We start from the raw sequence: 20652 nt of genomic DNA, 5'->3' as shown, positions 1-20652 counted from the left end.
GCGCTGGGGGCGGTGGCGGGGGAGGGGCTGCGGCGCTATGCGCTGGGCGAGGACTCAGGGCTCATTGAAGTGGTGCATGCGGATGCTCGCGAGTACCTGAAGACGTTGCCGTCGCGCGCGTTCGACGTTGTCTTCTTCGATCCGATGTTCGCGAAGCCGCGCAAGTCACAGCCGGCGTTCGACATGCTGCGCCGCTTCGCGGAACACGCGCCCCTGACGCAGGAGACGCTGGAGGAAGCCCGGCGCGTGGCGCGGCGGTGGGTGGTGGTGAAGGGCGCGAAGTACACCGACGACCTTCGCAAGCTGGGTCTGGAGGACGAGCCCGGCTCGCGCTTCACCGACGTCATCTGGGGCCGCGTGGGGCCCTCCGTCGAGCCGTGAGGGCCGCTATCACGGCTGCACGGTGCCTCCCATTCGCGGCGTCCACAACAAGCCCAGGTCCAAGGGGAGGACCTCGAACGGCTCCGCGTTCACGGTGACGTTCCCCGTGAACAACTGGCTCCGGACCCAGCTCGTGGTCCCACGCCGGTAGACCTCCAGGGACTGGCGAACGGGATCGATGATCCACATGTTCGCCACGCCTTCACGGAAATACAGCGGCATCTTTCGGACCCGGTCCAGGCTTCGCGTGGAGGGGGACAGGACTTCGCACAGCCAGTCTGGCGCAGTGCTGATCCAGGGCAGCTCGGGGTCTGGGGGCTCTGGCAGCCTCTCGCTGCGCCATCCGGCCACGTCGGGCACCACCACATCGCGAGCGAAGTGGAGTTCGGGTTCAACCAGGAACCACCAGCTACCAGGACCCTCACGTGAGAGTTCGAAGGGATGCGCGAGGAGGCTCGTCAGCCGGGCGGCAGCGCGCAGGTGCCCGTAGGCGGGCCTGGGCGAGGCGTACAGCGAGTCGTCGACGATTTCTCCGACCCAGCCGACCGGAAGCTGCTCGATGTCCTCGTAGGTCGCTGGTTTCCGATTCTTGCCCCTGCTCATGCCCACACCTCGCCGTGAATGGAACCTGTGAAGTCCTCAAGGTAGCACCCGACCTCCAGGGGTGACTACCTGACAGGTTCCCATCCTACGGGAGGGTCTGACACGTCGTCTGAGGCCTACTCGTTCCCGGCGCCCTTCGGGGGGCCTTCGCTGCCCATCGGGGACAGCCGGGCGGACAGGGCTCCGGCCTGCTCGTGGGCCATCTTGTCCCGCGGTGAGCGGTAGTACTGCATGGGCGAATGGTGCAGGAAGTTCGACACCCGGCTCGTGTACAGACAGGCGTACTGCTCCACCTGGTAGCCAAAGCGGCTGTTCTCGTTGCCTTCCTTGAAGAGCAGCCCCCAGTACGGATTGAAGCCTTCCTCCACGTCCTGCTCGAGCGTGTCCGCGACCTCGTTGGCCTCTTTCAAGGCCCGCCGCATCCGGTCCAGCTCCGCCTTCGTCTGCTTGCGGAGCTCCTCCACGCCCAGCCGCTCGTCCGGTGTCAGCTGTTCTCGCTCCAGTCGCCGATCCAGGATGTTGAGCAGCGTCTTGTGGTGGTTCACCTCGTCGTCCAGGCGCTCTCGGAGCACCTCCACCTGCGACAGCGTTCCAATCTCCTCCTGCCGCGTCGCCGTGTACGTGATTTCGTCCTCAATCTCCTGGACCACCATGCACGTGCGCCACAGCGACGACTTCTTCGACTTCAGGATGTCGCCGTAGATGTGGTCGCCCACGTACAGGATGTTCTCGCCCCGGTAGCCCGTCAGCTCCTCGAAGCGCGCCAGGTTGCCGCCCGAGTACACCTTGCCGCGCTCCAGCGACGTGGCCTCGCCCACCACGCGGCCTTCCTCCGTGGAGGCATCCAGCTCCAGGAAGGGGTGCGAGTCGGTGAAGAAGCCCGGCTTGCCCGCCGACGTCACCACCACGTCGAAGTAGTTCCTCCAGCTCGGGTACTCCGCGAGCTGCCCGTCCAGGAGGTACTTCATCACCGCGTCCGTGTAGTCCCACGCGGAGTTCGTCAGCAGGAACAGCCGCTTCCCGCCCGAGCGCAGCTTGTGCAACGCCGGTCCCAGCTCCGGGTCCAGGAACACGTAGCGCGCCAGGTCCTTGCGCACCTCGCGCTTGAGCGAGTTGTCCCGGTGCACCGTGTCGATGGCCTCCCGGATGTCGTCGTAGAGCTTGCCGTAGTCCACCGTGTGGCCCAGCGACTCCAGCAGCTCGATGATGCCCGCGAACAGGCACGTCTCCGGCAGCGCGAACAACGTGTCGTTCCACGCGAACTGCGGGTTGCGCAGCCGCACGCGCTTGTTCCGGTACAGCTCACGCGAGACCTCGCGCTTCAGCGGGCGCAGCCCGTGGTACGCGCGGCCCACATGGCCGAAGCGGTCCATCTTCAGGATGTTGCCGTTGACGCGGTCCACCGCCAGCCCGCGCATCACGAAGTGGTGGTCGTACAGCAGCCCGCCCACCACCGGCGGATAGCCGTACTCGCTCACCAGCTTCGCCAGCGTCATGTCGAACGACAGCTGCTCCAGCCGGCGCATGTGATAGATGGCCAACGTGTAATCCATGTCGAAGCCGAACAGTTCGACACTGGCCATGCGCAGGTTGCGGTTGACGAAGATGTCCCGCGCCCGCTGCACCACCACCCGGCGCTCGCGGGGCGACGTGAGCAACTGCGTGAGTTCCTCGTCGGCGAGCAGTCCATCGGCTCGCAGCGCGGCGTCCTCGGCGCGGGCTCGATTGAGGGGAGAACGGAAGCTCCCGTGAAGCGGGTCCGGCGTGGGCCCACCCGGGATGGGACGGAACGGGGAAAGTGATGGTGCCAAGGGACTCAGACACATAACACGCGTGTGGGTGGCTCTGCTCTTGCCTTGCGGGGTTTGGAGCCGGCATGGCACGCTTCGGGGTCTGCGATGCGCTCGCCCACCCGACGACAGCCCTCGGAGGCCCCCGAGGCGGTTCAAGCTCGCCTGTCCGCCCGGATCGCCGCGCTCGAAGATCGGGTTCGCCGCCTGGAGGCCCGGTTGCGTCTGAAAGTCGCCGCCATCGAGCCCGCCGCGCGAAGAACCGCCCAGCGTGCGGCCGAGCGCCCGGGCCGGGCCCGGCCCCGCTGCCCGGGGTGCACGCTGGAGCTGCCGCGTGGCCGCCGCGGTGAGTCGTGCGTGTGGTGTGGTTTCGTCTTTTCCGCCGTCACACGGCGACGTCCGGCGCGAAAGAAGCGATGACTGCCACGTACCGGCTGACGGGCAAGGTGGAAGGCGGGGAGCTGGCCGAGCTGTATCAAGGCCTCGAGCTTCCCGGCATCCCCGTGGTGGTGAAGCTCTTCCACCCCAGGACGTCCGATCCGGCCTACGCCCATGACCTGGCGGAGACGACGCGGCTGCTCCAGCCCGTGCGGCACCCGGGCATCCTCCACGTCGTGGACCTGGGCGTCATCCGCCAGCGCCTGGCCGTGGTCCGCGAGGACGTGGACGGCTTCACCCTGGGCACCGCGCTCCAGCGCCTGCACTCCAAGGACGTGGTGCTGCCGCCCACCGTGGCGCTCCACATCATCATCCAGCTCCTGGAGGCCCTGCATCAGGCGCACGAGGCGGGCGTGGTGCACGGCGCCATCACCCCGGGCAACGTGGTGCTGTCGCATGACGGCCTGCCCGCGGTGTGCGACTTCGGCGCGCTGCGCGCCCTCATGGCCGTGCCCCAACTGCGCAAGTCGTTTGGCCACCGGGGCCGCGGCACGTACCGCGCGCCGGAAGTCACGCGGGGCGAGCCGCACTCCGCGCAGTCGGACATCTACTCGCTCGGCGCCATCGCCTACGAGCTGCTCACCCAGCGTGAGCCCGTGGTGCCCGGCAGCGGCGGGGTGTCCACGCGGCGCAGTGAGGCGTTGCCGCCGCCCAGCCGCGTGGACCGGCGCATCAATTCACGGCTGGACCCGCTCATCCTCCGCGCACTGGAGCCCACGCCCCAGCGCCGCTTCCGCTCCTGTGGCGAGTTCGCCACGTCGCTTCGCAATCAGCTCGCGGCCAGCGGCGGCATGCCCTCGGCGGACGACGTTCGCCGCTTCGTGCGGGAGCTGTTCCCCAACGAGATGAGCCTCGTCAGCTCGGGGCCTCCGCCGTTCAAGGAGCCCTTCACGCTGGAGCCCATCTCCGGCGCGGAGATGGACGACCTGCGCGCGGAGGAGCTCGAGAAGTCCGTGGTTCAGCGAGCCCCATACAGCCGCGCGCTGACCGAGGACGAGGCCAACGCGGAGACGCAGCAGGCCTCCGAGCCCGCGTTCGAGGAGTACCGCCCGGAGCTGTACGAGCGGGACGTGGCGGACGCGGCCACGCGGGTGCGGGCACCCTCGCGCGCGTCCGCCTCCGACTCCACCTCCGCGCCGGGGGAGGACACCGGGCCCGCTCCCGCCGGACCGCTGGAGCAGGGGTGGGAAGCGCCGCCGGGCGCCGCTCCGCCGAAGCCTCGCCGCCAGCCGTCGTCGGTGGGGGGAGGGAGCGGCCACACCCGCATCGGGCGAAATCCGCGCCTCAAGGTCGTGGAGGACTTCTCCGCGCCCGAGCCGGCCGCGGATGACGAGGGCTCGATCTCCGTCTCCGCGCCAGGTCGCCGCGGCGCTCGGATCCGCCGCGCCCCCATGGAGGCCAAGGGGCCCAAGACGATTCCGGACGTGTTGCCCGCGGTGCAGCCGGCCTCGGCGCGAGCGCGTGACGACATCGCGATGCCGCCGTCCGATCCGGCGTTGCCTTCGACGTCCGACGTGCACCGGCGCCTGGTGAGCGCGGAGCAGCGGTTGTCCGTGGCCCAGCACCGGTATGGACGCCGGTTGGGCATCGCGGCGGCCATCGCCGGGGTGGGGTTGGTCACCTTCCTGGTGGCTGCATGGCAGCTCGGGGGGGATTCCGCACCCGCGCCGGAGGAGGCCCCGCGGGAGGCGAAGGCCGAGGCCGCCCCCGTGGGCCCACCGCCCGCCATGCCCATCGCGCCGCCGGTGCCGGTGCCAGTGCGTCCGCCGCCGCCCGCTCCAGAAGCCGCGTCGCGAGGGGGCGAGGAGGACGCGGCCCCCGAGCCGAAGCCTCCCCCGAAGTCTCAGCGCGCGTATCTCACCATCACCACCAATGTGCCGGCGACCGTCTACGTCGACGGCGAGCGGCTGAGCCGCCGTACGCCCCTCAACCGATACCCCGTCAAGGTGGGCACCCGGCGCATCAAGCTGGTGTCCGTCGCCACCGGTGAGCCCAAGGAGCTGGACCTGCGCATCACGCGGGGGCAGCACCTCAAGGTCCTGGTGGACTCGTTCACGTCTCCGAGGCGGTGACCATGGACCCGACCCGCATCTTCGTCGTCGAGGATCAACCCCAGCTCCTCAAGAACCTGGTGAAGGTGCTGGCCACCTTCCCCGAACTGGAGGTGGTAGGCACCTCCCAGGAAGGGGAGGCCGCGGTGGAGGACATCGTCCAGCTCCGCCCCCAGCTCGTCCTCCTGGACCTGGAGTTGCCCGGCATCAACGGCATCCAGGTGACCCAGCGGGTGAAGCGCCGCGCCCCGGAGGTGGAGATCCTCATCCTCACGTCCTTCGATGACGAGACGAAGGTCTACGAGGCCATCCAGGCCGGGGCCTCCGGCTACCTGGTGAAGCGGGTGGGGCCGGAGAAGATCCGCTCCGGCATCCAGGAGGTGATGGAGGGCGGGACAGTCTTGGAGCCCATCATCGCCAAGCGCTTCTGGAACTACTTCCAGTCCGTTCAGGCGAAGTCCACCCAGGCGGAGAAGAAGCTGGAGAACCCCTGGGCGCTCACGCCGCTGGAGTTCGAGGTGCTGCGCTACGTGGCCAAGGGCCTGTCCAACGCCGAGGTGGGGCACGTGATGACGCTGGAGCGGCGGACGGTGCGCACGCACCTGTCGCATATCTACCGGAAGATGGGCGTCAACTCTCACGTGGAGGCCGTGGTGATGGCCCTGCGTGCGGGTGTCGTGGATCTATAGCCACGCTCTGGTTAGGTTCGGGGTCCTATGTCCAAGGCTTCCCCGAGCAAAGTACCCACTCGCGTGGCGGACCCCGCACTCGAGTCCCTGTTCGACGTCCACGAGGCCACGCTTCCCAACGGCCTCCAGGTGCGGTTGCTCGCCAACCACCAGGCTCCTGTCGTCAGTCTCTACACCGTGTTCCAGGTCGGCAGCCGCAACGAGCGGCCCGGCATCACCGGCATCAGCCACCTGTTCGAGCACATGATGTTCAACGGGGCGAAGAAGTACGGCCCCAAGATGTTCGACAAGACGCTGGAGTCCAACGGCGGCCGCTCGAACGCGTACACGTCCACGGACTTGACGGTGTACTACGACGACTTCTCCGCCGACGCGCTGGAGACGGTGCTGGACCTGGAGTCGGACCGGATGCGCTCGCTGCGCATCTCCCAGCAGACGCTCACCAGCGAGCGCGAGGTGGTGAAGGAAGAGCGCCGCGTCCGCGTGGACAACGACATCTTCGGCCTCATGGACGAGGAGCTGGGCACGCTCGTCTACAAGGCGCATCCCTACCGCTGGCCTGTCATTGGATGGATGGCGGACATCGAGGCCATCCGCCGCGAGGACTGCCAGGACTACTTCCGCACCTACTACGCGCCCAACAACGCGGTGCTCTACATCGTCGGGGCCATCGACCCGAAGAAGACGCTGGCGCTGGTGCGCAAGTACTACGGGAGCATCCCCAAGGGCCCCGCGCCCGCGGCGGTGCTCAACTCCGAGCCCGAGCAGAAGGGCGAGCGCCGCGCCGAGGTCCGCCACCCCGCGCAGTCCCCCGCGCTGATGCTGGGCTTCCGGGGGCCGGCCTCGCGCGATGACGACACCTTCGTGCTGGACGTCATCCAGTACGTGCTGACGAAGGGGGAGGGGAGCCGGCTGATCCGCTCGCTGGTGTACGAGCAGAAGCTGGCCGTGTCGCTGATGCTCGACTGGAGCTGGCGCATCGACCCGGGCACCATCCTCTTCTACCTGGCCCTGAAGCCGGACTCCGACCCGAAGAAGGTGGAGGCCGCGCTGTACGCCGAACTGGAGAAGATCGCGCGAGAGGGCATCACCGAGCGCGAGCTGCAGAAGGCGCAGAACAACCTGCGCTCGGACCACCTGCGCGAGCTGGCCACGAACAGCGGCCGGGCGCATGCCCTGGGCCACTACGAGGCGCTGCTCGGTGACTGGCGCCGGTTGCTGACGCTGCCCTCCACCTACACCTCCATTACCAACGACCAGGTCAAGGCCGTGGCCGCGAAGTACTTCGCGCCCGAGCACCGCTCCGTGGTGACGCTGGTTCCCGCGCCCACCGAAGCCTGAGCCCGGTCCGTACAAGGAAACCTTCCGATATGGCTTCTCGCAAGAGCCCCTCCCGAAAGTCCCCCGCACGTCCGGCGAAGCGCGCCGGCGGCAAGGCCCCCGTCGCTCGCAAGGCTTCGCCGAAGCGCGGCGCGCCCCGCGCCACGACGAGCGCCCTCACGCTTCCCACGTTGCACGAAAGCACCACGTCCAGTGGCCTGAAGGTCATCGCCGCCGAGCGCGGGCCCCTGCCCATGGTGTCCGTGCGGCTGGTGATTCGCGCGGGCAGCGCCACCGACCCGGATGGCAAGCACGGCCTGGCGGACTTCACCGCCCGGTTGCTGCGCCGGGGCACCCGCCTGCTGAACGCGCAGGCCATCGACGAAGCGGTGGAGTTCGTCGGTGCCAGCCTGGGCGTGGGTGTGAGTGAAGACACGCTGTCGGTGGCCCTCACCACACCGTCCGAGCACTTCGTACAGATGCTCGACATCCTGGGCCAGTTGGTGCGCGAGCCCACGTTCCCGCAGTCCGAAGTGGACGATGCGCGCGAGCGCGAGCTGGCGCAGTTCGCCAATGACCTGGACGACCCGTCCATCATCGCCGACCGCGCCATGGTCCGCGCGCTCTGGGGCAACCACCCCTACGGCCACGACGTGGGCGGTTCGTCGAAGAGCGTGAAGACCTTCACGCGCGATGACGTGGTGCGCTTCCACCAGGAGCGCATGGGCCCCAAGGTGTCCATGCTCATCGTGGTGGGCGCGGTGGATCCGCAGCGTGTGGCTGCCGCGGCGGAAGACGCCTTCGCTGATTGGACGGGAGGACCGGATGCGCCCGTGGCCATTCCCGCGCCGGAGCGCATTGCCCTGGGTGGGCGGGTCATCATCGTGGACAAGCCGGACCAGACGCAGTCGCAGGTTCGGCTGGGCGGCCCCGGCATGCGCATGGGCCACGAGGACTATTTCCCGGCCACGGCGATGAACATCGCCCTGGGCGGTGGATTCACCTCGCGCCTGATGAACGAGATTCGCGTCAACCGCGGCCTCACGTACGGCGTCAGCTCGTGGTTCGACTCGATGAACGCGGCCGGCGTCTTCGCGCTGTCCACCTTCACGAAGACGGAGTCCACGCGCGAAATCATCGACGTGGCGCTGGCGGAGATTGGCGGCGTCCGGGAGAAGGGGCTCAAGCCCCGCGAGCTGGCGGATGCCCAGGCCTACCTCGCCGGCCTGTACCCGCTGCGGACGGAGACGAACGAGTCCATTGCCGGAAGCATCGCCGAGGCCCGCCTGCACGGGCTGGGGGATGACTGGGTGGAGCGGTTCCGGGACCGGCTGCGCGCGGTGACGCCGAAGCAAGTCGTGGCCGCCGCGAAGAAATACTGCTTCGCGCAGGCGCCCGCCGTGGTGGTGCTGGGCAAGGCGGACGCGGTGAAGAAGCAGCTCAAGGGCCTGGGTCCCATCACCGTGGTGCCGGCGTCGGAGTACGAGTGACAGACGTCCGCATCCTCTTCGAGGGCGGCGGCGTGCTCGTGGTGGACAAGCCGCCCGGGATGCTCGTCATTCCCGGGCGCGAAGGCGGCCCCTCGCTGCGGGAGTTGCTGGAGACGCAGCGGCGCCAGAAAATCTTCGTGGTGCACCGGTTGGATCGGGACACCTCGGGGGCCCTCGTGTTCGCTCTGGACGCCGCGGTGCACCGGGCCCTGTCGGGTGCCTTCGAGACGGGGAAGGTGCGCAAGCGCTACGTGGCGCTGGTGGAAGGCCGGGTCGAAGCGCCGCAAATGGTGGATGCGCCCCTGGTGGCGGGCAGGAAGGGACGCATGCGCGTGGCTCGGCCTGGGGATACGGACGCCAAGGCCTCGCGCACCCGCGTGCGGCCCGTGGAGACCTTCGAGCGTGCGTCCCTGGTGGAGGCCGAGCCTCTCACGGGGCGGACGCACCAGATTCGCGTGCACCTGCTGTCCCTGGGGCACCCGCTGCTGGTGGACCATCAGTACGGCCGCGAGGCCCCGCTGACGGAGAAGGACCTGGGCGGGGAAGGGGACTCGGTGGTGCTGTCACGCACGCCGCTTCATGCCGCGCGTGTGGAGTGGCCTGCCCTGGCAGGTGTCGAGGCACGCGCCGTGGAGGCGCCCGTGCCTGAGGACATGGCCCGTGCCCGTGAGTTGCTGCGGGCGTCCGTCACTTCACTTTGAAGCCCAGGGCCGGTTCACGGTTCGAACCTCATGCCCAGGTACATCGCGAGCCCGCCGAGCTGACTGTCCAGCCAGGGCGTGTGCACCGGCGCCCAGGCGCCTCGCGCCTCCGCCAACGCGCTCCAGCGGCCGAAGCGGTGGGCCGCTTGTAGGGAGACGAAGCCCATGCCGGAGACCCTGCTCTCTTTCACTTCGCCTTGGAATTCGCTGGAGAGGTAGTGGTGGAAGGGGACGGGACCGGCGCCTGCCCGGCCGTGGAGCGAGAACGCGCCGCGGCGGAAGAGCTCCGCGCGAACGGAGAGCAGCAGGGGCAAGGCCAGCACCTGCGAGCGGACCGCTCCGAGCGCCTCGACCGGGCCACCGTACATGGCGGTGCGGGCTCCGACTTCCAGCTCCGCCGCGATGCGGTGCCTCCACCAAGGCGTGAGGACCGAGACGCCCACACCGCCCGATGGACCGGTGTTGGCGCTACTCGCGATCACACCTCCCGCGAGCAGGAAGAACGAACTCCGCCAGGTGTCGACCGCCTCGGATGGGCGCGCGGTGGCGGACGTGGACAGCACGGTGACGCCGGCCTCGGTGTGTGATGCGTGCGGCTGGTCCCGGTGGCGGACGCGCACCTTCACCCGCTTGGCTCCGGAAGCTGGAACGACGCGAACACGCAGCACGTCCTGGGCATTGGCTCCGACGTCGGCCGAGTGGGGCGCATCTTCCGTCGGAATCTCCTGTGCTGGCGGAGCGGAGCCGCTTCTCGCGGGGGCCGTCCGCGTCGCCGCATCAGACAGAGGCTCCGTCGTCCGCAGGGCATCGGAGGTCGGGGCCACCACCGCTGACGTCGGCATGTCCTCATCGGGAGGAGCGACCGCCGCGCCTTGCGCCACCACGTCGACGTCACTGGCGCGCAGGGGCGCTTCGCCCGCCATCAGTAGCCAGCCTCCCTCCACCGAGGGCAGGGAAGGCGGCGTGAGTGCCGCGGCCAGCGGCGAGTCCGGCGGCGGGTCCAGTGGAACGGCTGCGTCGGTGCGAAGCGTCCCTCGCGTGGCCAGCACTCGCGCCTGCCGGACGCCAGGAGGGACTTCGACAGGCACGCGAGCCTGTCCCCGGGCGTTCGCCCGAACAGGGCCGAAGCGACGATTCGCGACCTCTACCTCGACGCGCGCGCCCGCCGCCGTGGCGACATCGAGCTCCGTGAGTCCCACCAGCGGCAGCCGCACCACCGTCACTGGGGGCGGCTCTTCCGCAGAGGGCGCGTCCGTCCAGAAGAGGAGCACGGCCACCTGTGGATAACGAACGGAGGGAGGCCGCCATTGGAAGAGGCGGACAGCACCACGCTCCACGCGGCTCGAATCGAAGGTGCCCGTGGATGCCGCGGCGTGGAGGGTTCCCGTGCCGGCGGGGACCTGGACCTTCAACGTCACCGGGGCATTGGTGCCGAGCACGATGCGCTCGGGCGACCAGGACACGGTGACGTCAGGTGGGGCCGCCAACCCCGCCACCGGCATGGCGAGGACCATCAGGAGGGGCAGCGCGCGCAGTGTCATCGTCCGTGCCCCTCCTGATGAATGTGCGGCCCCGGTCAATCCTCCGACGCGGGGGGCGGCTCGGCGCCGTCAGCGGGCGCCGGCTCGGCGCTGTCACCGACGGGCAGGGGCTTGTCCGCGGGTCCGGTCACCTGCCGGTTGGGCGGGTTGAAGACCGGCTTCTCCACCGGGCCGCCACCACGGCCGTGCACCAGCGTCTTGGTGTCGGTGCGGAAGGTGATGTCCACCTTGTCGCCGCGAACGGCCGACACGTAACCCGTGCCGAAGGTGGGATGCTGGATGACCTGATCCACCTTGTACGTGTCCTTCGGGCTGTAGCGGGGCGCGTTGGCGACATCCTTTCCAGCGAGCTGCTCCTCGAAGGAGATGATGACCTTCTCCGCCTTGGACGCGCTTGAGCTGCTGCTGGAGGACGAGCGCGCGGTGCGGGTGGTGCTGGACGCGGGGCGATCCGTCGCGCCAGGAGCCGCGCGATATGCGTGATCTCCGCCACACGTGTTGCAACGCACGCGAGCAATCTTCGTTCCCACCATCGCCAGGATGGTGTGCGCGAGGGTGAGCTTGCAGCGGGTACAGAGTGCATCCACCTCGCCGCCGACCTTATGAGTTGCCATGTTCGTTCGTCTGTTTCTCTGCCCGGCAGGGGACGCCGCCGGGCATGGGAGTAAAGGGGCGCGGAACATAACGGCATCGCTTCCAAGGGAGGAAGTGTCTTCGTCGCCTGCCTCCCCGGGCCTTGTGCCGGCCACCGGGCCGCCATAAAGAGTAGCCCCGAACGCATGACCACGCAGACCCCCAGCAAGCCGGCACGCGAGCCCGGGCCCTTCACCCAGGCCGTCACGCGCTTTGGCCAGGGCCTCATCGACATTGTCAGCACCCTGGGCGGCATCATCACCATGGGGCTGGACGTGTTCCGCTGGAGCGTGCGGCGCCCCTTCCGGCTGGTCAACCTCTTCGCCCAACTGGACTTCGTGGGTGTGGGGTCCATCTTCATCGTGTCGCTCACCGGCACGTTCACCGGCATGGTCTTCGCGCTGCAGACGTCCACCGCCTTTCAGCTCTTCGACGCGGAGAGCCTGGTGGGCCCCACGGTGGCACTGACGCTCACCCGCGAGCTGGCGGCCGTGTTCTCCGCGCTGATGGTGACCATGCGGGCAGGTTCCGCCATGTGCACCGAGCTGGGCACCATGCGCGTCACCGAGCAGGTGGACGCGCTAGAGACCATGGCCGTCAACCCGGTGCAGTACCTGCTGGTTCCCCGGGTGCTGGCCGGCCTCTTCATGGTGCCGGCGCTCACCATGCTCTTCAACACCATGGGCATGGGCGGGGCCTACGTGGTAGCCGTCGGGGGCCTGGGCATCTCCCCCGGAACCTTCCTCTCCCGGACGCAGCAGTGGCTGGCGCCCGAGGACATCTTCCAGGGCCTGCTCAAGGGCGCCGTGTTCGGCCTGTCGGTGTCCCTCATCTGCTGCTTCAAGGGCTTCAACGCCTCGGGCGGCGCCAAGGGCGTGGGGCAGGCCACCACGGAGGCGATGGTGGCCAGCGCCCTGTCCATCTTCATCCTCGACTTCATCCTGGGCATCCTCTTCTTCTGATGTCGCCCCCGGCTTCCAGCGCTCCGGCGTCCGGCACGCCGATGATCCAGGTGGTCGACCTGCACAAGACGTTCGGCGACCACAAGGTGCTCACCGGCATCAACCTCACCGTGCCGGCCGGCAGCACCTGCGTCATCCTGGGCGGATCAGGCTCCGGCAAGACGGTGCTGATGAAGCACATGATTGGCCTGCTCAAGCCGGACCGCGGCCAGGTCATCATCGACGGGGAGGACATCGTCCCCATGGGCGTCGAGTCGCTCCAGAAGGTGCGCAACAAGTTCGGCATGGTGTTCCAGGCCGCCGCGCTGTTCGACTCGATGACCGTCTTCGAGAACGTAGCCTTCCCGCTGCGGGAGCACACGAAGGATCCGGAGGACGTCATCCGCCAGAAGGTCCGCGCGCGGTTGGATCTGATGGGGCTCAAGAAGGACGTCGAGGACCGGTTCCCCGCGGACCTGTCCGGCGGCATGCGCAAGCGGGTGGGGCTGGCGCGGGCCATCGTCATGGACCCGAAGGTGGTGCTCTATGACGAACCGACCACCGGCCTGGACCCCATCACCACGGACTACGTGGACGAGATGATCCTGGCCGCCCAGAAGGAACTGGGCGTCACCAGCGTGGTCATCAGCCATGACATCTCCTCCGCCTTCAACGTGGCGGACCAGATTGCCTTCCTCTCCAAGGGCGTCATCGTGGCCAGCGGTTCGCCGGAGCAGCTCCGCGAGGCGGATCACCCCGCGGTGAAGGTGTTCCTGGAGACCTGGTTCGGGAAGAACTGACCGGGGCTCGGAGTGGCGGGAGGGTGAGGGGCCCTAGGAAAATGTGGCACTCAGGATGCAAAACGTTAGAGTCGCGCCGGCCGGTCGCTCTCGGAGTCACAACAGGTGAAGAAGCTCGTCACGCCCTTTCGTGTGGGCCTGCTGGTCATCGCGGCGGGGGCTTTTTTCGTCACCTTCGTCCTGTTCGCTCGCAAAGGTGGTTTGAGCGACAGCGAATCCACGAGGGTGTGGGCCTATTTCCGGGATGCGTCCGGCCTCGCCGTGCGTGGGCGCGTGCAGATCGCCGGTATCCCGGTGGGCGAAATCGACGACATCTCGCTCGAGGGGACCCGGGCGAAGGTCTGGTTGAAGATTCGCAACGACGTGGACCTGCGCGAGGACGCCGTCGTCACCAAGCGCTCGGAATCGTTGCTGGGTGACTACCTGCTGGACCTGAACCCCGGCACGGAGAGCGCCCCCCACCTGGGGTCGGGTGGGCAGATCCGCCGCGTCGTCGATACCCAGGGCATGGAGGCCGTCTTCGAGTCGCTGTCGCAGATCACCGCCGACATCCAGGAGGTGACGGGGGCGCTGCGGGAAGTGCTTGGCGGTGAGCGTGGTGCGGGGTCGCTCCAGCGCATCGTGGAGAACCTGGTGCGGCTGTCGGACTCCGTGGATTCCACGGTCCGGCGCAACGCGGACCGCCTGGACACCATCGTCGGCAACGTCGAGGCCATCTCCGCGGACGTGCGCGGCATTACCCAGGGCAACCAGGCGGAAATCACCCGCATCATCGACAACATCGAGTTCATCACCCGCGACGTGCGCCAGGTGCTCGGCAGCGTGAAGAACATCGTGGGCACGGGTGAAGGCGACGTGAAGGAGACCGTCGCCAGCCTCAAGGAGACGCTCAAGAAGCTGGACGGCACGCTGGGCAACCTGGAGGAGATCACCCGCAAGGTGAGGGACGGGGAGGGCGCCGCCGGCGTGCTGCTGGCCGACGAGGCCGTGGGCCGCGAGCTCCGCGAGACGGTGCAGGACGTGTCGCGCTTCACGTCCCGCCTGACCGACCTCCAGGCGGAGATTGGCATCCAGAGCACCTACCTGGCCGCGCAGGGAAATTCGAAGAACGTCTTCTCCGTGCGGCTCATCCCCAAGCCGGACAAGTACTACCTGCTGGAGCTGGTGGACGACCCTCGCGGCAGCGTGACGACGGAGGTGTTGCAGACGAACCCGCCGTCCGAGGGCGACCCCGTCGTTCAGACGCGGAAGGTGACGAAGGAGAGCCTCAAGGTCAGCGCGCAGTTCGCCAAGCGCTGGTATTTCACCACCCTGCGCGTGGGCCTCATTGAATCCACCGGTGGCGTGGGCGCCGACCTGCACTTCTTCAACGACGCGCTCCGGTTCCAGGTGGACGCCTTCAACTTCGCGGACGACGAGCTGCGCTACCCCCGCCTGCGCGCCAGCCTGCGCGCCCAGCCCCTCGATCACCTCTATTTGATCGCCGGCATGGACGACATGCTCAACGCGCAGCAGCGGGACCTGGCGACGCGGCGCCTGGTGGCGGGCCGCGACTTCTTCGTGGGCGGCGGCCTGTTCTTCACGGATGATGATCTGAAGGCCATCCTCACCTTGACAGGCATTCCGACGCCCTGAACCCACCGCTCGGTGCTTGACGGAAAACGGGAAACGACGTACCCGGCACGGGCACGGGGCCCAGGGGAGCGCCGTGCCTGAGTTCACGGCATCTCCCCCCAGGAAGCTCGCATGTCCCTGCTCGTCGTCGGCTCCGTTGCCCTGGACTCAGTGGAAACCCCCTTCGGCCAGAAGGAGGACATCCTCGGGGGCTCGGCCACCTACTTCTCTACGTCGGCCTCGTTCTTCAGCCCCGCGCGTGTCGTGGCGGTGGTGGGCGAGGACTTCCCCGAAGGGCACCTCAACTTCCTTCGCGGACGGGGAATCGACCTGGAGGGCCTCACCCGGGAGACGGGCCGCACCTTCCGCTGGAAGGGCCGCTACAGCTACGAGCTGAACGAGGCGCAGACGCTGGACACCCAGCTCAACGTCTTCCAGGCCTTCTCCCCGAAGCTGCCGGAGTCGTACCGGGATACGCCCTACGTCTTCCTGGGCAACATCCACCCGGAGCTCCAGGCGCAGGTGCTGGACCAGGTGAAGGCGCCGAAGCTGGTGGCCGCCGACACCATGAACTTCTGGATCAAGGGCAGCCGGGCCGCGCTACTCAAGACGCTCTCCCGCGTCAACCTCCTGTTCGTCAACGACGCGGAGGCCCGTCAGCTGGCCGGCGAGCACAACGTGGTGAAGGCCGCTCGCGCCATCATGGCCATGGGCCCGCAGCGCGTGGTCATCAAGCGCGGTGAGTACGGCGCGCTCCTCTTCGAGGCCGAGCACATCTTCGCGTGCCCCGCCTTCCCCCTGGCCGAGGTCTTCGACCCCACCGGCGCGGGGGACACCTTCGCCGGCGGCTTCATGGGCGCCCTGGCCACCTCCAGTGGCGTGTTGGACCAGGCGCTGCTGCGCCGCGCCATGGTGATGGGCAGCGTCATGGCCTCCTTCACGGTGGAGAAGTTCAGCCTGGAGCGCCTGCGCGAGGTGACGCGGCCGGAGATTCACGCCCGCTTCGCCGAGTTCCGGAAGCTGACCCACTTCGACGACCTGGGCTCCCTGGAGCGATGAGGCCGTGGGTAAGGGTGGGGCGCTCCACCACCCTTGAACTTGACTGTGGAATCAGGCCGTCCCTAGGCTGTGGATTCGGGTGACGGAAGAAGGTTCCGGGTTGAGCGAAAACCGAAAGTCCACGCGGATTCCCACCCAGCTTCGGTGCTGGTGCGAGGGTGACAACGTCACGCTCTACGCGCGAATCTCGAATTTGAGCGAAGGAGGACTGTTCCTCCGCACGAGCACGCCCCTGGCACGAGGGGCGCGTACGGTGGTGAAGCTGTCTCCCGCGGGCCACCAGGACATCCAGGCCCAGGCCACGGTGGTGTGGCTTCGGGAGGCGGAGGAGCGAGCGCTTCCCGCGGGCATGGGGTTGCGTTTCGAGTCCCTGGACAGCGATACCCTGGGACGGCTTCGCCAGATGATTTCGCAGCAGCAGCAGAACCAGGTGAAGGTCGGCTGGGCCGGTTGAGCCCACGCCACCGGACCGAGGCCCCGCATGCGTATCGCCGTCATCTCCGACATCCACTCCAACATCGAGGCGCTCACCGAGGTGCTCCGCGTCGCCGAGCACCAGAAGGTGGACCGGTTCGTCTCGCTGGGGGACATCGTCGGTTACGGGGCGTCGCCCAACCCGTGTTGTGAGCTGGTGCGCTCGGTGGCGGAGGTGACGCTCCTGGGCAATCACGACGCGGCGGTGGCGGGGCGGATGGACTACTCGTACTACTACGACGCCGCCCGGCACGCGCTGGACTGGTCCGCCAACGTCCTCACGGACGAGAACATGGCCTGGCTGCGCAGCCTCCCGTACACGTACCGGATTGGCGACGTGGGCTTCTGCCACGGTTCGCCCATCGACCCGAAGGCATACGAGTACATCTTCGCGCTGGAGCAGGCCCGGGAGCTGACGCCCTACGTGGCGGAGCTGCCGGAGGTGACGTTCATCGGCCACAGCCACCTGTGCCGCGCCTTCGCCATTGGCAATGGTGAGGTGAACGACGTGGTGGCCCAGAAGTTCGGCATCCGCCGGGGCTACAAGTACATCATCTCCGTGGGCAGCGTGGGCCAGCCGCGCGACTATGACAAACCGGGCGTGCTTCGTCATCTGCGACACGGACGCGCGCACGGTGGAGTACGTCCGCGTCGAGTACGACATCGAGACGTCGGCGCAGAAGATCTTCGATGCGGACCTGGCGCTGAACTTCGGCAAGCGCCTGTTCCTGGGCGTCTGAGGCGCGCTTCCGGGGCACAAAAGGCGGACAGGCGCGGGGAAATGACATAAACCCGTGTCCGTGCGCACCCTGGTCCTCCGAGCGTCCCTCAGGCCCCTCGTGGGCGTCCTTTCCGCAGTGTTGCTCACGCTGGCGCCCACCGCCTGCCGCCGCGAGCCTCCCGCCCCTTCCGCCGAGTACGAAGAGGCCGCCCGCCGCTTCCGCGAGCTGTATGCGCAGAAGCTGGATGACGCCTTCCTGGATCCGCAGGTGGGGGAAATCGAGGCGCAACTCCAGCGCGTCCCCGCGGACAGCCTGGACGCCGAGGGTGCCCGCGAGTTGCTCCAGCGCATCAAGGACGGACGGCAGCGAATGGCGGTGGCCGCCAATGAGCGGGACGAGGCCGTGGCCAGCGCGCGGGAACTGCCGCCGGGCTCCTACACCGCGCCGTCCACCGAGGAGCAGGCGCCTCCCGCGGCTCCGGTGGAAGCGCCGGATGCCGGGCCTCCGGATGCCGGTGCTGGCGGTGGCCCCCAGGCTGGCACGGCCGCGTCCGAACTGGTGGCGGGCTTCCGGGGGTGCTTCCAGCGGGGCACCCCCATCGATGTGCAGGGACGGGGCATGCGGGAGACCTGGCAGCTCGCCGACCGCACCGCCTGTCGCCTGGAATACCCCCAGCATCAGGATTCATTCCTCCTGATTGAAGAGGGGAAGGTCCTCACGCTGTTACCCAAGAGTGCCGTGCAGACTGTCCCCGTCACTCCCGACGGCGGTCCGGCACCCGCGACCGACGCCGGTCGCTAGAACCGATTCGCCGATATGAACGACCAGACTTTCATGAAGTTGATGCAGGTGTTGCCCAAGTCCGCGCTCTCCACCGTGGTGGGGATGGCCACGCGACTGCCCGTGCCCGCGCCGGTGCATCAGGCCGCCATGCGCGCCTTCGCCAAGGCCTACAACGTGGACATGGAGGAGGCCGAGCACTCCTTCGAGCACTACCCGACCTTCGCCCAGTTCTTCACCCGGGGCCTGAAGCCCGGCCTGCGTCCGGTGGACGCGGGGGAGAAGGTGGTGGTGTCCCCGGTGGATGGCCGCGTGTCCCAGGTGGGCTATTCGGATTACGGGCGCTGCCTGCAGGCCAAGGGCATCGAGTACACGGTGGACGAGTTGCTGGGGGATTCCGAGGCCGCCAAGCCCTTCTACGGCGGTGCCTGGACGACCATCTACCTGTCGCCGCGCGACTACCACCGCATCCACGCGCCGCTGGGCGGCACCATCACCGGGTACGCGTACATCCCCGGTGAGTTCTGGCCGGTGAACCCCGCGTCGGTGAAGAACAAGCAGTCCCTGTTCTGCGTGAACGAGCGGCTGGTGACGTACCTGGACACCGTGGCGGGCAAGTGCGCGGTGGTGAAGGTGGGTGCCACCTGCGTGTCGCGCATCAAGGCGGCCTACGACGAGGTGACGACGCACACCGGGCAGCCCGGCAAGGTGCACCGCTACGGCTCGGCCATGCCGGTGGAGAAGGGTGGGGAGCTGGGCCGCTTCGAGATGGGCTCCACCGTCATCCTCCTGTTCGAGCCCAAGCGCGTCACCTGGGACGACAGCCTCCAGGAGGAAGCGGTGGTTCGGCTGGGCAAGCGAATCGGAGTCATCACGTGAGTCAGAAGGTCGCGGGCGTCAAGGGCATGAACGATCTCCTCCCTGGGGAGATCGAAATCTGGCAGCACGTGGAGGCGCAGGCCCGCGAGCTGTTCGGCCGCTTCGGCTACGGTGAGATCCGCACGCCCATGGTGGAGGACACCGCGCTGTTCGTGCGCAGCGTGGGCGAGGAGACCGACATCGTCGGGAAGGAGATGTACACCTTCAACGACAAGGCGGACCGCAGCCTGTCTCTGCGCCCGGAAGGCACCGCGCCCGCGGCGCGCGCGTACATCGAGCACTCCATCGCCAATCAGGAGCCGCTCACGCGCTGGTTCTATGCGGGGCCCATGTTCCGCTACGAGCGGATGAAGACGGGCCGCTACCGCCAGTTCTATCAAATCGGCGCGGAGGCCTACGGCGCGAAGGAAGGCGCCCAGGACGTCGAGATGATGGACATGGTGGTGCAGTTCCTGGAGCGGCTGGGGCTCAAGGACATCACCCTGAACATCAACTCGCTGGGGGACGAGGTCTGCCGGCCCACGTACCACGCGAAGTTGGTGGAGTACCTCCAGGCCCACCGCGAGGCGCTGTGTGGGGACTGCCAGAAGCGCATGGAGAAGAACCCTCTGCGCGTCCTGGACTGCAAGAACGAGAAGTGCCAGGCCATCGCCGCGGCCGGCCCCAATGTGCTGGAGTCCCTGTGCGAGCCCTGCCGCGCGCACTTCGACGACGTGCAGCGGAAGCTGACGGCGCTGGGCGTCCGGCACGTCGTGAATCCGCGCATGGTGCGTGGGTTGGACTACTACACGCGCACCGTCTTCGAGTTCATTGCCTCGCACCCCGCGCTGGGCACCGCCAGCACCGTGGGCGCCGGTGGCCGCTATGACAAGCTGGTGAAGAGCCTGGGCGGGCCGGACGCGCCCGCGGTGGGCTTCGCCTGTGGCCTGGACCGGCTGGTGCTGCTGCTCAAAGAGAGCGGCCAGCAGTTCACCGTGCGGCCGGACGTCTTCGTCGCGGTGGCGGACGCGGGCTCGCACGATGCTGCCCTGGTGCTGGCCAGCCGCCTGCGCCGGGAGGGACTGCGCGTGGAGTTCGATACCCGCGGAGGCAGCCTCAAGAGCCAGATGAAGCGCGCGGACAAGAGCAGCGCGGAATTCACCCTGGTGCTGGGCGAGGCCGAGCGCACCAGCGGCCAGGCGAAGCTGAAGCCCATGGCCGGAGGCGAGCCCATCCCCGTCGCGCTCGACGAGGTCGCCAGGGTGGTTCGGGAGCGTAAGGTCGTTTCGGCATAGCGTTCTGCGGGGGTGAGAGCAGTATTCCGGGCGATTCTTGCTAAGTCCGAGAAACTGAGGTAGGCGCGTAACCCCTGATAAACGTTGGGCTATTGGGCCCGCGGGAACTCGCAGGCGCAGGTCGGGTCGGCTAGACTGACCTGCGATGCCGCGCGACACTTCCAGCCCCGTTGTGCCTCCGGCCCTGAGCTGGGTCCCCGTCCACGGGGACAGCATGTGGCCATCGCTGCGCTCGGGCGACCATGCCGGCGTGGAGCCGCTGGAGGGGGCTCCGCGACCTGGTGACGTCCTGCTGGCGCGCTTCGACCATGCCCTGGTGCTGCACCGGCTGCGGCGGTGGGAGGCCGGGGCGGTGGCGCTGCGAGGCGACAACTCACCCCAGGACGATGCTCCGCTGGATCCGTCACGGGTGCTGGGGCGGGTGCGGCGCGTCCGCCCCAGCACCCGTGACGGATCCAGCGGAGCATCGTCC

At 68.3% G+C, this 20652-nt stretch carries 20 protein-coding genes; 16 read left to right on the top strand and 4 right to left on the bottom strand.

The window, feature by feature from the left end; all coding sequences use genetic code 11:
* Positions 1 to 381 (top strand): class I SAM-dependent methyltransferase (locus FMQ63_RS33770; protein ID WP_194866455.1); only part of this gene is annotated, 381 nt, incomplete at its 5' end.
* A gap of 9 nt (positions 382 to 390) precedes the next feature.
* On the opposite strand, the gene FMQ63_RS33765 is transcribed toward FMQ63_RS33770, so the two are convergent.
* Together FMQ63_RS33765 and FMQ63_RS33760 are read right to left on the bottom strand one after the other, a co-directional pair.
* Positions 391 to 984, bottom strand: coding sequence for a Uma2 family endonuclease (locus FMQ63_RS33765; RefSeq protein ID WP_171452375.1), 594 nt, complete (start codon positions 982 to 984; stop codon positions 391 to 393).
* A gap of 116 nt (positions 985 to 1100) precedes the next feature.
* The gene (locus FMQ63_RS33760; RefSeq protein ID WP_011553726.1) at positions 1101 to 2810 is read right to left on the bottom strand and encodes an HAD-IG family 5'-nucleotidase; all 1710 of its coding nucleotides are present in this window, start codon (positions 2808 to 2810) and stop codon (positions 1101 to 1103) included.
* 380 nt (positions 2811 to 3190) lie between these two features.
* Between FMQ63_RS33760 and FMQ63_RS33755 the strand changes: the two genes are divergently transcribed.
* Genes FMQ63_RS33755 through FMQ63_RS33735 form a run of 5 tightly spaced genes read left to right on the top strand, consistent with a single transcriptional unit; the run spans position 3191 to position 9463 of the window.
* Positions 3191 to 5284, top strand: coding sequence for a serine/threonine-protein kinase (locus FMQ63_RS33755; RefSeq protein WP_216609440.1), 2094 nt, complete (start codon positions 3191 to 3193; stop codon positions 5282 to 5284).
* A gap of 2 nt (positions 5285 to 5286) precedes the next feature.
* Positions 5287 to 5952, top strand: a complete 666-nt coding sequence (locus FMQ63_RS33750; RefSeq protein ID WP_026114131.1) for a response regulator transcription factor — start codon at positions 5287 to 5289, stop codon at positions 5950 to 5952.
* 27 nt (positions 5953 to 5979) lie between these two features.
* Entirely contained in the window at positions 5980 to 7293 is a 1314-nt protein-coding gene (locus tag FMQ63_RS33745) for a pitrilysin family protein (protein ID WP_011553729.1), read from the top strand.
* A 29-nt stretch (positions 7294 to 7322) separates the two neighbouring features.
* Complete coding sequence (locus FMQ63_RS33740; protein WP_011553730.1) at positions 7323 to 8762, top strand: pitrilysin family protein; 1440 nt, start codon at positions 7323 to 7325, stop codon at positions 8760 to 8762.
* Positions 8759 to 9463: an RluA family pseudouridine synthase gene (locus FMQ63_RS33735; protein ID WP_011553731.1), complete on the top strand. Its 705-nt coding sequence runs from the start codon at positions 8759 to 8761 to the stop codon at positions 9461 to 9463. The genes FMQ63_RS33740 and FMQ63_RS33735 overlap by 4 nt, the downstream gene beginning before the upstream one ends.
* A 14-nt stretch (positions 9464 to 9477) precedes the next feature.
* Here FMQ63_RS33735 and FMQ63_RS33730 read toward each other — a convergent pair whose 3' ends face one another.
* Both FMQ63_RS33730 and FMQ63_RS33725 read right to left on the bottom strand, forming a co-directional pair.
* A complete protein-coding gene (locus FMQ63_RS33730) occupies positions 9478 to 11004 on the bottom strand; it encodes a hypothetical protein (RefSeq protein WP_026114130.1) in 1527 nt (508 codons plus the stop codon).
* A gap of 35 nt (positions 11005 to 11039) precedes the next feature.
* Entirely contained in the window at positions 11040 to 11753 is a 714-nt protein-coding gene (locus tag FMQ63_RS33725; RefSeq protein WP_011553733.1) for a hypothetical protein, read from the bottom strand.
* 30 nt (positions 11754 to 11783) lie between these two features.
* Here FMQ63_RS33725 and FMQ63_RS33720 point away from each other — a divergent pair, with 30 nt between their 5' ends.
* The 10 genes from FMQ63_RS33720 to FMQ63_RS33675 all read left to right on the top strand — a co-directional run.
* Positions 11784 to 12599, top strand: a complete 816-nt coding sequence (locus tag FMQ63_RS33720) for an ABC transporter permease (protein ID WP_011553734.1) — start codon at positions 11784 to 11786, stop codon at positions 12597 to 12599.
* A gap of 41 nt (positions 12600 to 12640) precedes the next feature.
* Positions 12641 to 13378: an ABC transporter ATP-binding protein gene (locus FMQ63_RS33715; protein ID WP_011553735.1), complete on the top strand. Its 738-nt coding sequence runs from the start codon at positions 12641 to 12643 to the stop codon at positions 13376 to 13378.
* Positions 13379 to 13483: 105 nt separating this feature from the next.
* Positions 13484 to 15013: an MlaD family protein gene (locus FMQ63_RS33710; protein WP_011553736.1), complete on the top strand. Its 1530-nt coding sequence runs from the start codon at positions 13484 to 13486 to the stop codon at positions 15011 to 15013.
* Positions 15014 to 15124: 111 nt separating this feature from the next.
* Positions 15125 to 16051 carry a PfkB family carbohydrate kinase gene (locus tag FMQ63_RS33705; protein WP_011553737.1) on the top strand — a complete coding sequence of 309 codons (927 nt, stop codon included), beginning with the start codon at positions 15125 to 15127 and terminating at the stop codon, positions 16049 to 16051.
* Positions 16052 to 16151: 100 nt separating this feature from the next.
* The gene (locus tag FMQ63_RS33700) at positions 16152 to 16505 is read left to right on the top strand and encodes a TIGR02266 family protein (RefSeq protein WP_216609442.1); all 354 of its coding nucleotides are present in this window, start codon (positions 16152 to 16154) and stop codon (positions 16503 to 16505) included.
* A 27-nt stretch (positions 16506 to 16532) separates the two neighbouring features.
* On the top strand, positions 16533 to 17315 hold the full coding sequence (locus tag FMQ63_RS33695) for a metallophosphoesterase (protein ID WP_225909272.1): 783 nt from the start codon (positions 16533 to 16535) through the stop codon (positions 17313 to 17315).
* 4 nt (positions 17316 to 17319) lie between these two features.
* Complete coding sequence (locus tag FMQ63_RS33690) at positions 17320 to 18048, top strand: hypothetical protein (protein ID WP_011553739.1); 729 nt, start codon at positions 17320 to 17322, stop codon at positions 18046 to 18048.
* A gap of 15 nt (positions 18049 to 18063) precedes the next feature.
* A complete protein-coding gene (asd, locus tag FMQ63_RS33685) occupies positions 18064 to 18906 on the top strand; it encodes an archaetidylserine decarboxylase (protein ID WP_011553740.1) in 843 nt (280 codons plus the stop codon).
* 26 nt (positions 18907 to 18932) lie between these two features.
* Positions 18933 to 20180: a histidine--tRNA ligase gene (gene hisS, locus FMQ63_RS33680; protein WP_214424302.1), complete on the top strand. Its 1248-nt coding sequence runs from the start codon at positions 18933 to 18935 to the stop codon at positions 20178 to 20180.
* A gap of 145 nt (positions 20181 to 20325) precedes the next feature.
* Positions 20326 to 20652, top strand: a 327-nt coding sequence (locus FMQ63_RS33675) for a S24/S26 family peptidase (protein ID WP_141276916.1), incomplete at its 3' end; no start/stop codon positions are given.

The sequence above is a fragment of the Myxococcus sp. CA005 genome (assembly GCF_006518205.1).
Classification (GTDB): Bacteria; Myxococcota; Myxococcia; order Myxococcales; family Myxococcaceae; genus Myxococcus; species Myxococcus xanthus.
This window is presented reverse-complemented; position numbering and strand designations above follow the sequence as displayed.